9 protein-coding genes are annotated in these 11,948 nt (G+C 52.8%); 2 read left to right on the forward strand and 7 right to left on the reverse strand.

The window, feature by feature from the left end; translation table 11 throughout:
- Positions 1-59: 59 nt before the first annotated feature.
- From AC4G46_RS28295 to xylA, 3 genes are all read right to left on the reverse strand, one after another.
- Complete coding sequence (locus AC4G46_RS28295; RefSeq protein WP_491125606.1) at positions 60-1,610, reverse strand: response regulator transcription factor; 1,551 nt, start codon at positions 1,608-1,610, stop codon at positions 60-62.
- A 210-nt stretch (positions 1,611-1,820) separates the two neighbouring features.
- Positions 1,821-3,317, reverse strand: a complete 1,497-nt coding sequence (gene xylB / locus AC4G46_RS28300; RefSeq protein ID WP_491125607.1) for a xylulokinase — start codon at positions 3,315-3,317, stop codon at positions 1,821-1,823.
- Positions 3,318-3,727: 410 nt separating this feature from the next.
- Positions 3,728-5,047, reverse strand: a complete 1,320-nt coding sequence (gene xylA / locus AC4G46_RS28305) for a xylose isomerase (RefSeq protein ID WP_068729723.1) — start codon at positions 5,045-5,047, stop codon at positions 3,728-3,730.
- 291 nt (positions 5,048-5,338) lie between these two features.
- Between xylA and AC4G46_RS28310 the strand changes: the two genes are divergently transcribed.
- On the forward strand, positions 5,339-6,496 hold the full coding sequence (locus AC4G46_RS28310) for an ROK family protein (RefSeq protein WP_491125608.1): 1,158 nt from the start codon (positions 5,339-5,341) through the stop codon (positions 6,494-6,496).
- Positions 6,497-6,626: 130 nt separating this feature from the next.
- Entirely contained in the window at positions 6,627-6,833 is a 207-nt protein-coding gene (locus AC4G46_RS28315; protein ID WP_042180881.1) for a hypothetical protein, read from the forward strand.
- A gap of 112 nt (positions 6,834-6,945) precedes the next feature.
- Here the strand turns inward: AC4G46_RS28315 and AC4G46_RS28320 are convergent, their stop codons facing one another.
- The 4 genes from AC4G46_RS28320 to AC4G46_RS28335 form a co-directional block, all read right to left on the reverse strand.
- A complete protein-coding gene (locus AC4G46_RS28320; protein ID WP_491125609.1) occupies positions 6,946-7,386 on the reverse strand; it encodes a GNAT family N-acetyltransferase in 441 nt (146 codons plus the stop codon).
- 94 nt (positions 7,387-7,480) lie between these two features.
- Positions 7,481-7,714 (reverse strand): glutaredoxin family protein, encoded by a 234-nt coding sequence (locus AC4G46_RS28325; protein ID WP_491125610.1) that lies wholly within the window; start codon positions 7,712-7,714, stop codon positions 7,481-7,483.
- 26 nt (positions 7,715-7,740) lie between these two features.
- A complete protein-coding gene (gene trxB / locus AC4G46_RS28330) occupies positions 7,741-8,682 on the reverse strand; it encodes a thioredoxin-disulfide reductase (RefSeq protein WP_491125611.1) in 942 nt (313 codons plus the stop codon).
- Between the two features lie 270 nt (positions 8,683-8,952).
- On the reverse strand, positions 8,953-10,917 hold the full coding sequence (locus AC4G46_RS28335; protein WP_491125612.1) for a heavy metal translocating P-type ATPase: 1,965 nt from the start codon (positions 10,915-10,917) through the stop codon (positions 8,953-8,955).
- Positions 10,918-11,948 lie beyond the last annotated feature (1,031 nt).

Genomic DNA, 11,948 nt, shown 5'->3' on the forward strand with positions numbered 1-11,948 from the left:
GGGAACAGCCCGTCTATCATAAACCTGTGCTTCACGTTCGGCAAGCCCGTAGGCGCAGCTTACTGCTCTTTGCGGAAGGCGCTTGGTGAAACACCGACATATTTGCGGAATTTCGCGTTAAAATAATCAGCATTCATATAACCGACCCGCTCAGCCACTTCATACACCTTCATGCCCTGGGCAAGGAACTGCTTCGCCTTCTCAATTCTCACCTTGTCGAGATACGTATTGAAATGCTCACCGATCTGATTCTTGAACATTTTGCCCAGATACGCGCTGTTATAATTAAAAATCTGCGCCAGCATCCCAAGCTTTAGGTTCTCGTTATAGCGGCGCTGGATCAGATCCGTAATCCGCTTGATTTCATCGCCCCGCCCGCCGCTGTTCAGCTGCCCCGCCAGGTGTTTCAGATAATCTGCAACCATCTGGTGAATATCAATCAGATAAAAGCTGTTGTACACCTCGCTCGCCGGCGAGACATTCCCGCTGATCAGAGTGCGCACCTCGGGGTTAGCCGCCTCCAGCCTGGCGATGGTGCTGCTGATCATCCGGATCAGATTGTCTTTGATGTAAGCTTCGTCATGCCGGGCCTCAACCAGCTTGCTGATAATCTGCTTCACCAGCGGCGACAGGATTTCCGTGCTTCCTGTTTCGACCGCCAGCAGCAGCTCCATCTCTTCATCACGCTCGGAATCCCCGGGCTCTCCCTGCTCTTCGGCAGGCTCCTGTGCAGCTTCCGCCCACTGCTCCATGAATCCGCCGGACAGAAGCTCTCTGCGCCCGAAAAAAGCCTGCTCCAGCAGTCTTTTGGCTGCTGTGAACGAAGCCGCAATCCCCTCCGGGTCTGCAGCAGCGCCTCCGGATGCGGCATAGAAGTCCAGCCCTTCCCTGGAGATAACCCGGTTTAATTCCTGCCACAGCGCTGTTCGGGCAGCTGTATCCTTCAGCGGCGCCTTCAGCAGCAGGCCGACATAGGGAGGCAGGCTGAAGAACTCGGCCTCCTCCGGCTGCCAATGCCGCTCCAATTCACTGCGGACCCGTTCCTCTTTGCCGTCTTCTCCCTTGGCAGGCTTCAGCAGCTTGAGCAGTACAACCTCACTGCTGCCCTGCAGCTTAAGCTTGGCGGCTGCTTCCAGAGGACTGATGTCCCCGGGTCCGGGCTGGAGCAGCCCGCGCAGCCAGACCTCATGACTGTTCTCCTCCACCACATTCTGCAGGACGCTCAGCATCTCCTCCTGGCCTATTGTCACACGCATCTCCCGCAGATAGGAGATCAGCTCGTCTTCATCGACCGGCTTCAGGAGGTACCCGTCAATGCGGTTGGAGATCGCCCGCTTGGCATACTCAAAGTCGGCATAGCCGCTGAGAATCAGCACATGGCATTTCGCATTCTGCCTGCGCAGCTCTGTAATCAGCTCCAGGCCGTCCATTCCAGGCATCCGGATATCGGCTACAACCAGCTTGGGTGCAAAAGTATTATACTTCTCAAGCGCTTCGAATCCGTTCGCCGCCGTTGCTACAACGGTATAGCCCTCATCCTCCCATGGAATCAGGCTGCGCAGTCCTTCCCTCAGCTTCGGCTCATCATCCACAATCAGCACTTTTATCATCAGCTCTCAGCCCCCCTATAACACAAATCCGGAAACAAGAGAAACGGCTATGCCGTCCTTCAGAGAAGGCGGTAACCGTTTCTGCGAGAAATACAAGGATTATTGATAGCGTAGAATATATAAACTCTTCTATTTGGACAAATTGTCCTCTCCGGAAACCTCAAGTGATTATCAGCTGTCCGTCCGCTTAACGAAGCTAAGCTTCAGCTGTTATTGGCGGTATGCCGCCAGCTTGTCGTTAAGACTGCGGGTCTGTCCGTATACTTCCCGGTAAAGAGCAAACAGTCCGTCATAGACTGCTACCTCTTTCACATTCGGTTTGAATACTTCTGCCGGCCGGATGAACGCTTCGGCGCATTCACCCAGCGATGCGAACCAGCCGCTGCCGTACGCTGCCAGCATAGCTGCGCCCATCGCTGGACCCTGCTCGCTTTCCAGCTTGATGATGGAAGCATTGAAAATATCGGCCTGCATCTGCAGCCACGCTTCATTCTTGGCACCGCCGCCGATGGCGATGATTTCTGTAATCTCTTTACCCGATTCACGCACGATCTCAATCGACTCGCGCAGCGAGAACGTGATGCCTTCCAGCACGGAACGAGTAAAGTGAGCCAGTGTATGGCCGGAATCCATGCCGATGAAGCTGCCGCGGATGTTGGCATCCGGATGCGGCGTACGTTCACCGCTAATGTACGGGGTAAACAGCAGACCGCCGCTTCCTGCAGGAACGGAAGGAACGCCGGACAAGAGTTCATCAAAGCTCTTCTCCGCAGCAAAGGTTTCTTTGAACCAGGTAAGACTGTGACCTGCCGCCAGCGTTACGCCCATGATATAGAAGGCATCCTTCTCACTGTGGTTGAAGAAATGAACCTTGCCTTCGAGGTTAAGATCCTTGTTTGTTTCATAGGACAGCACAACACCGGAGGTGCCGATACTGCACATGGTCCGGCCTTCGCCGAGGATTCCCGCACCCAGCGCGCCGCAGGCATTGTCGGCACCGCCGGCGAATACCTTCGTCGATGTCAGCAGTCCGGAAGCCCCGGCAATCTCAGGCAGCAGCGTGCCGGTCTGCTCGAACGATTCCACCAGTCTCGGGCACAGGGACACCGGCAGGGAGAAGGCTTCGGCAATCTCCGGGCTCCACTGCTTCGCACCCACGTCCAGCAGCAGGGTTCCGGCTGCATCGGAGTAGTCCATCGCATAATCGCCAGTCAGCCGGAAGCGCACATAATCCTTAGGCAGCAGGAACTGATGAGCCTGCTCCAGCACCTCAGGCTCGTTCTCCTGAACCCAGAGAATCTTCGGCAGCGTGAAGCCTTCCAGCGCCTTGTTTCTGGCGATGTCGATCAGCTTCGTTCCGAGCGTCTTCTCGATCTTGCGGCACTGAGCCGTAGTCCGCGTATCATTCCAGAGAATAGCCGGACGCAGCACCTTGCCCTCGCTGTCCACCAGCACCAGCCCGTGCATCTGGCCGGAGAAGCTGAGCCCGTCTACCTGTGACGGATCAACACCCGACGTTTCGATCAGCCTGCGCAGGCTGACCAGCGTTCCCTGCACCCAGTCCTCCGGATTCTGCTCGCTCCAGTTCGGCTGCGGTCTGCTAAGCGGATAAGCTTCCGAATGCTCAAAGGCTACCTTTCCCTGCGGATCAACGAGTACCGTCTTAACCGCGCTCGTTCCCAGATCGACACCGATTACATATTTCATAGTTGGCCTCCTAAAAGTTTTGCTTGTCTATGCTTCTTAGTAATTACTCCTGGCAAAACTGGCTTCGTAAGCATCTTCTTAGTTATATGAAGCATAATCTTCTCTGTTTAATCTTCGCAATATAACTGACTTCGTAAGCATAAGCCTGGTTTTGCTTGTCTATGCTTCTTAGTAATTACTCCTGGCAAAACTGGCTTCGTAAGCATCTTCTTAGTTATATGTAGCATAATCTTCACTGTTTAATCTTCGCAATATAACTGGCTTCGTAAGCATTCTCTTTGGATATAAATAGCATATCTAATTCATTTGAACAAGAAAAGGGGCTGCCGAAGAATGCTTTCTTCAGCAACCCCCGTTGCGTAAGTTATAGAGGAACCGGCGGCAGAGCCGCTGGTTCCCGGCAATTCTGGTTACTCTACAGTAAGAATGTACTGGTTCAGAGTTGCTCTGAGCAGCTCTTGACGTCCGGACTGGTTCGGACGCGGATTTTCGTTGTTCAGCGCATAATCGGCAAGGGAAGCCAGAGTAGCTTTGCCGGATACGATGTCAGCGCCTACGCCTTCAGTGAAGCTGCTGTAGCGTTTAGCGATGAAGTCATCGAATACGCGGTCTTCGATCAGCTTGGCAGCCACTTTCAGACCTTTGGCATAAACGTCCATACCGGAGATGTGCGCCAGGAACAGATCCTCAGGCTCGAAGGAAGGACGGCGTACCTTGGAGTCGAAGTTGATACCGCCTTTGCCGAGTCCGTCGTTCTTCAGTACTTCATAAAGAGTCAGGGTAGCGTCATAGATGCTTGCAGGGAATTCATCTGTATCCCAGCCCAGCAACGGATCGCCCTGGTTCGCATCCAGCGATCCCAGCATGCCGTTGATGCGTGCTACACGCAGTTCGTGCTCGAAGGTGTGTCCTGCCAGTGTGGCATGGTTGGCTTCAAGGTTCAGCTTGAAGTGTTTTTCAAGATTGTATTTCTGCAGGAATGCAATGCAGGTTGCCGCGTCAAAATCATATTGGTGCTTGGTAGGCTCTTTCGGTTTAGGCTCGATCAGGAACTGGCCGTCGAAGCCGATTTCCTTCGCGTAGTCTACTGCCATGCTGAACAGGCGGGCAATGTTGTCCTGCTCAAGAGACATATCTGTGTTCAGCAGGGTTTCGTAGCCTTCACGGCCGCCCCAGAATACATAGTTGTCAGCGCCCAGACGTTTACCAACTTCCAGACCTTTCTTCACTTGTGCAGCTGCGTGTGCGAACACATCAGCATTGCAGGTGGAGCCTGCACCGTGCATAAAGCGCGGGTTGGTGAACATGTTGGCTGTGTTCCACAGCAGTTTTTTGCCGGAAGCCTTCATGCCCTGTTCAAGGATGTCCACGATGGTGTCGATGTTGCTGTAGAACTCACGCAGGGATGCGCCTTCCGGAGCGATGTCTACATCGTGGAAGCAGTAGTATTGCAGGTCCATCTTTTCCATGAATTCAAAAGCGGCCTCTGCACGTGCCTTAGCCTTGTCCAGTGTGCTCAGCTTATCCCAGGAACGGACTGCAGTTTCAGCGCCGAACGGATCGGAACCGCCTGCTGTTAATGTATGCCAGTATGCCATTGCAAATTTCAGGTGCTCTTCCATCGTTTTGCCGGCTACGATTTCTTTCGGATTGTAGAATTTGAATGCGTAAGGGTTAGTGGAACGGCTGCCCTCATAAGAGATCTTGCCCACTGTTTCGAAATAAGCCATTAGTAAAATCCTCCTCTATTATGCTTCGCCCGCAAGCGTTTACAGCATCATCTTAACACATCTCTCCGACTTTGTATATTGGTTAAACAAAGTTTTGAAAACTTTTTTTTCACTGCGGAGCCTGACCATAAAGTACCCGCCTGGGGCTGCACGTATGCGTAAGCCTGCTGTACTTGTCTGCAGCTTTTTTTCAGCGCTGCCGCTGCAAAGCCTGTTGCTTTTTAACAGACATCGCACTAGACTAAAGGTCATATGTTAATGAGAACGTTGTCAAAAAAGGAAGTGTACTGCGTGAAGGTTACTGCCGACCAGGCACTGGTCAAAAAGATCAATAAATCGCTTATTCTACATACAATCCGCATGCACGCCCCCGTCTCGCGGGCCCGGGTGTCCGAGATGACCGGCCTCAACAAAGCCACCGTCTCCAATCTGGTTGCCGAGCTGTGTACCCAGGAGCTGGTTACCGAGGCCGGGCCCGGGGAGTCCAGCGGCGGACGCAAGCCGCTGATCCTGCATTTTAATGCCACGGCAGGCAGCGTCATCGGCATTGAGCTGCGGGTCAAGCAGCTGACCGCCGTGCTGTGCGATCTGGATGGAGGCGTTCTGCAGGAAGTGGACCACCCCCTGGCTGCACATGATTTCCCTTATGTGCTGGAGCAGATGAAGAGCATTATCAGCGCACTAATCGCCCAGGCTCCACCTTCCCCCTATGGCATTGTAGGGATCGGCGTAGGTGTTCCGGGCATGGTGGATGACGGCATTGTGCTGTTCGCACCCAACCTCGGCTGGGAGATGATCGATCTGCGGGGCATACTGGAGAGCAGCTTCGGGGTGCCTGTTACGATCGACAATGAAGCGAATGCCGGTGCTCAGGGCGAGCTGAATTTCGGTGCGGCACGCGATGTGCGGCATCTGCTGTACATCAGTGCCGGATCAGGGATCGGCTCGGGGATTATTATCGGCGGAGAGCTGTACAAGGGCGCGCGCGGCTATGCCGGAGAGACCGGCCACATGACGATTGAAGCACAGGGCAAGCCCTGCAGCTGCGGCAGCCGCGGATGCTGGGAGCTGTATGCCTCGGAGAAAACGTATGACAATCCGGACCTCTCCCTGCCTGCACGCACAACGGGCGAGCTTGTCCGTCACGCCATATCCGGGCAGCCGGATGTTCTGCAGCACTTCGCCTCGATCGGGGAATATCTGGGGATCGGCGTAACCAATCTGATCAACAGCTTCAATCCGGAGCTGATTGTTATTGGCGGAGCGTTATCGGAGGCTGAGCCCTGGCTGGGCGGGCCGCTGCGCCGGGTGGTAGCCGAGCGCACGCTCCCCTACCACAAGCAGCAGCTGGAGATTACCTTCTCCCGCCTGGGAAGCCGCGGAACCGTAATCGGTGCCGGATTCTCGGCCGTCATGCATTTTCTCGGCAATATCCGGGTAACCCTATAAATAAATTGACGTAAAATTGCCGCAATTAGGGCAGCTTAGGTGCAGCAAAAACAGCAGGAATGTTTTATAATTAAACTCATATAAGTGTGATATATGTCACACTGGTTTCCCCTGAACGGAGAGTGAGTTTATGACGTATGTTGATACATCTGACATTTCGGCGCAGATGTTCATCACTGTGCTGCTGCTTTTACTCATTATCGCTCCTTTGGTCAGCCTCGGTGTACTGCGCCTGTTTCAATCGAAGAAGAAATCAGGCATCATGCTGATTATCAGCGGTGCCGCTGTCTACGGCGTCTTTCAGGTTGTCATGTCTATCACCCACATGTTTACTTAACGTATATTGCCGGATGAATCTTCATGCGGGTCCAAAAAGAAACGGCCATACTGCCCCGGAAGGGACGGCATGGCCGTTTCTTTTCTTTTTTCTTTTGACAAAATATAAGGGATCACATTCTGCTCTGCGCCAGCGCATTTACGGACAATACGCAGGCAAAGCGTTCGACTCCGGGGTATTTTTCACCCAGGCTGGTAACGGCAAAGCCCGCGCTTCTGTAGAATCCGGCAGCCTCATGATCCGTCTCCGCCGTAATCGTCCCGATTCCGGCCGTCCGGCTGACCTCGGCAATCATCCCGCGCCCGACTCCTTTGCCCTGCCACTCCGGCTTCACGGCAATATGCCTGATTTCTACCGTATGCTCACTATGCCGCTGCAGCCCTGTGATTCCGCTCAGCTCACCATTTATAAAACAGCCGAACAGCTCCCTGGAATCAACGGTAAAATACCGGTTCATCTCCTGTTCCGCAGCCCCTACTCCATCAGCCATACACAAGGCAAGCAGCTCCTTCACTGCATCCTGATTCCAGTAATCCCTTAAGCATATCAACAAGACGCACAGCCCCTTCTGCAGTTAAAATACGAAAGCAAAGACCGCCCCCCGGTAAGGAAGCGGCCGATCAATATTCTATATGGACAACGGGTACTTAAATAGCTGCAAGAGCTTTTGCGAATTGGGTTTTGTTCATGCCTACGATTTTGAAATCGCCGATAACCGTTACAGGCACTGCTCTCATTCCCATATCCCATACCTGCTGGGCAAAATCATCGTTCTGCTCGATGTTGCGCTCCTCGTAAGGTACGCCTTTTTCACTCAGGAAGCTTTTGACCTGACGGCAGTGCGGGCAATTGGTGGATGTGTACACAATTACATTTTCCATCGGATGTTCCTCCTAAAAGTTTGGTATTACAGAATAACAGCGCTGTGCTCCAGGCTTTCGATATATTTCTCGGCATCCATTGCTGCCATACATCCGCTGCCTGCTGCAGTAATCGCCTGTCTGTATCGGGTATCCTGCACGTCGCCGCAAGCAAAGACGCCTGGAATGTTCGTCTCGGAAGTACCCGGATTAGTTACGATATAGCCGTTAGCATCGGTTGTGATCTGTCCGCCCAGGAAAGCAGTGTTCGGATGATGCCCGATGGCTACGAATACGCCGCTTGCTTCAATCAGTTCCTCTTGACCGGTTATATTGTTCAGCACCTTAAGTCCGGTTACGCCTTTATCGCCGGCTACTACCTCCAGCGGAGTGCGGTTGAGGCCCCAGGTTACTTTGGAATTATCGCGTACACGTTCCTGCATGATCTTGGAGCCGCGCAGCTCTTCACGGCGGTGCACCAGGGTAACCTTGGATGCAAAACGGGTCAGGAAGCCCGCTTCCTCAAGTGCGGAATCTCCGCCGCCGACAACGACAATCTCTTTACCGCGGAAAAAGAACCCGTCACAGGTAGCGCATGTGCTGACGCCACGGCCGATATTGTCCTGCTCACCCGGAATGCCAAGGTACTTGGCTGTTGCACCGGTGGAGATGATCAGGGTATCTGTTACCAGCTCACCCATACCTTCCACATGCAGCTTAAACGGGCGGTCACCCAGCTCCACGCTGTTCACCCAGCCGGTAATAAACTTCGCACCGAAGCGCTCAGCCTGCTGACGCATATTATCCATAAGTTCCGGTCCCATAATCCCTTCAGGGAATCCCGGAAAATTCTCAATTTCAGTTGTAGTGGTAAGCTGTCCACCCGGCTGCGGGCCTTCAATAACCAGCGGGTTCAGGTTGGCACGGGCCAGATAAATAGCAGCAGTCAGTCCGGCCGGTCCGGTACCAACAATAATGGATTTGTACATAATGATATCCTCCTTGAGATGGACGGCTGAGCGCCGGATCTGCAATTGCTTAATTAAAATAATTATAATGTAGTATTTATTATGATCATCTCAAGGGAATATGTCAATATGCCAGACTCGTGCGAATGAACCTTTTTTGTGAACAATTCAATTTTAAACAATTAATTTTTCGGAAGCAGGATTGTTACCCTGATTATATAGATTGAACTAATGATTATTATGTTCGGATTTGGCCCATCCTCCGGAGTATATCCACTGTTTGCAGCCTTATTATCTTAACAGCCTCAGCCCGTTCAGTATGACCAGGATGGTACTGCCTTCATGGCCGACTACGCCGAACGGAAGGGCAATCCCCTGCAAAAAGTTACTCAGCATCAGCGTAGCAATCACTGTCACCGCAAAAATCATATTCTGCTTCACAATCCGCTGTGTCCGTCGGGCCAGCTCAATGGTCGAAGCAATCTCTTCGATATTGTCATTCATCAATACAACATCGGCAATTTCCAGTGCAGCGCCGCTGCCTTTCATTCCCATCCCGATGCCTACTGTAGCCGTTGCGAGTGCAGGAGCATCATTAACGCCGTCGCCGACCATCACGACCTGCCCGTATTGCCCGCGCAGCTCCTTGATCCGGGTAACCTTATCCTCCGGCAAAAGATCGGCAAATACCAGATCCACTCCCGTCTTACCGGCCATCACACCTGCCGCGGCCTTCCGGTCTCCTGTAAGCATCGCCACTTTGACTCCCAGCCTCTGCAATTTCTGCACAGCGGCTGCCGCCTGCGGACGCACCGTATCCTGCAGAGCAATCATCCCGGCGATCCGCTCCTCCTCCAGGATCAGCGAAACGGTTTTGCCTTCACTCTCCAGCTGCTCCCGGACCGCTGTCCACTGTGCATGACCGGCAGCCTCCGCTGGTGCCTGCTCATCGAGAATATCCGATCTGCCGATTCTCCACAGCCTGCCGTCAATGCGCCCTTCAATTCCCCAGCCCGTTACGGATTTGTTCTCTTCTGTGCTGTACAGCTCCACCTGCTCCTCCTCGGCCAGCCGCACAACGGCTTCTGCGAGCGGATGACTGGACAGCTTTTCAATGGAAGCACTGACGGCCAGCAGCTCTTCACGGCTGTAGCCTTCTCCGGCAATCAGATCGGTGACCTGCGGCACCCCTTCAGTCAGCGTCCCCGTCTTGTCAAAAGCGACCACCTTCACCTTTGCCATATTCTCCAGATGGACGCCGCCTTTGAACAAAATGCCTTTGCGTGCGCTTTTGGAGATGGCCGACAGCATGGCAGGCATGATCGATGAAACGAGGGCGCATGGAGAGGCGACCACCAGGAACACCATAGCTTTATAGAAGGTGTTGCTCCAGCTCCAGTCCAGCACAAACGGCGGCAGGATAATCAGCGCGGCAGTAGCGATAACAATAACCCGGGCATAAACAGACTCCAGGCGTTTAATGAAGCGCTGCGAATCCGGCACTTCCGTCTCTGCTTCCTCGACCATCCGGATGATCTTGGCAAAAAGCGTATCCTCGGCAGCAGTCGTAACCTCGATATACAGCGGGCCTTCCCCGTTGACTGTTCCCGCAAATACATCGCTGCCTGCAGCCTTCTCGACCGGCAGTGATTCACCGGTGATGGAGGCCTGATTAACGGACGACTCCCCCCGGCACACCTTGCCGTCCGCCGGAATCAGCTCACCCGGACGGACCAGCAGCAGATCGCCTACCGCCAGCTGGTCAATCGGCACCTCATTCATTGCTCCCTGCTCAATACGGATCGCCGTTGCCGGCTTAAGCTCCATCAGCGCGGAAATATCCTTTTTGCTGCGTTCCATTGTATAGCTCTCCAGTGCTCCGCTCATGGCAAAAATAAAGATCAGCATCGCGCCTTCATTCCAGTAGCCAATCGCTGCCGCCCCCAGCGCAGCGGCAATCATCAGCAGATTGACGTCGAGGTCACGCTCTTTGACGAGCGTCTCTACACCTTCCTTGGCTTTGATCCAGCCGCCTACTGTATATGAAATTACATAGAGTATTACGGATAATACTTCTGACCAGCCGCTGGCTGCCCAGGCTATAAGCATCAGCAGGCCGCTGCCTAGCGCAGCCTGCATTTCCGGATTACTGAGCATAGCCACCGGATCAAACCGCCGCGGCTTAGGCGCCCGGGGCTGCTGCCCGGTGCCCTGACGGGCTGTCGATTTAGGGAGTTGTTTGGATGTTGCTTGCATAGTTAATCACCTTCCTGAATGTATTTGGGGATGAACCCCGGGGTGTGGCCGGCAGGTGGCCGGCTGCTAACTGGTTAAGTGCCTGTTCAGCCTTACTGAGAATGAGAGCCATTATTACAGCCCCTAAAATGACACATGCTGCCCCGGCTCAGCCGGGACAGCATGGTAAATGAGAATGATAATCATTTTTGTACTACTGCAAATATATTTCCTCAGTGCAACTTATACCTATACTATACCACTTTATGCGCGGAAGTAAACCCTGCGATTGGCCTGAACGCCTGAATGAATGTGTCAGATTTACGGATTTTAATAACCAAGGGCTCTATGTAACCTTATATAAGCTCTCTCATAACCGGATATTTCCCGGCTGGTTGGTGATTAGCTGGAGGTAAGTAAAGAGCAGAGAACGTAGCGGAACTTATAGAGGGGATTAATTGCACTTTTTATTGAGAATTAAGCGGCTAAGGTCTCCCCCTGCATTTAAGTGGATTTTCGCCAACTAATTCTATTGTTTCTTGGCATTTCAGATCATTAGGTGGAAAAACAACACTTATTTTTGACCGTAAGCTCCATTTGGAGTAAAAACCGTAGAATTAAGCGGCGTTTTTCCACCTAATCGCATCTTTTTCATATATAGTCCGGAAATAGATGGTGTTTTTCCATTTAGTTAGATTAGCGAGCCCCTGTAGATTGGTTGCCGAGTAGTAAATACACTAGCCACATTCCTTCCACTCCTGTTCCGGCTTCCCGGCGGTTTCGGCTCATTTATTGTATTCTTCGCAATTAAAAAAGGCGGCATCCCGCTATTTAGCAGGATACCGCCAAGATAAGTGTTTGAATTGTTGAAGTGCACTTATTCCCCGTTGCCGGGACTAAACCGGATGAGATGAACAGCTGTACAGTGCAGTCCTGCAGGAAAAGATGAAGCCCCTTCCCTTCCGGAACTGGAAGCCGGCTAATTTATTGGATGCGCTTGTTGAATAAATGCAGACGATTCTTATGTTGTGCCTGTATTTAATATAATGCGC

This window comes from Paenibacillus sp. fava2 (assembly GCF_058313675.1).

Coding starts and splice junctions, on each gene's coding strand:
- AC4G46_RS28295 (WP_491125606.1), bottom strand. CDS start 1,610: ATGATAAAAGTGCTGATTGTGGATGATGAGCCGAAGCTGAGGGAAGGA.
- xylB (WP_491125607.1), bottom strand. CDS start 3,317: ATGAAATATGTAATCGGTGTCGATCTGGGAACGAGCGCGGTTAAGACG.
- xylA (WP_068729723.1), bottom strand. CDS start 5,047: ATGGCTTATTTCGAAACAGTGGGCAAGATCTCTTATGAGGGCAGCCGT.
- AC4G46_RS28315 (WP_042180881.1), top strand. CDS start 6,627: ATGACGTATGTTGATACATCTGACATTTCGGCGCAGATGTTCATCACT.
- AC4G46_RS28325 (WP_491125610.1), bottom strand. CDS start 7,714: ATGGAAAATGTAATTGTGTACACATCCACCAATTGCCCGCACTGCCGT.
- trxB (WP_491125611.1), bottom strand. CDS start 8,682: ATGTACAAATCCATTATTGTTGGTACCGGACCGGCCGGACTGACTGCT.
- AC4G46_RS28335 (WP_491125612.1), bottom strand. CDS start 10,917: ATGCAAGCAACATCCAAACAACTCCCTAAATCGACAGCCCGTCAGGGC.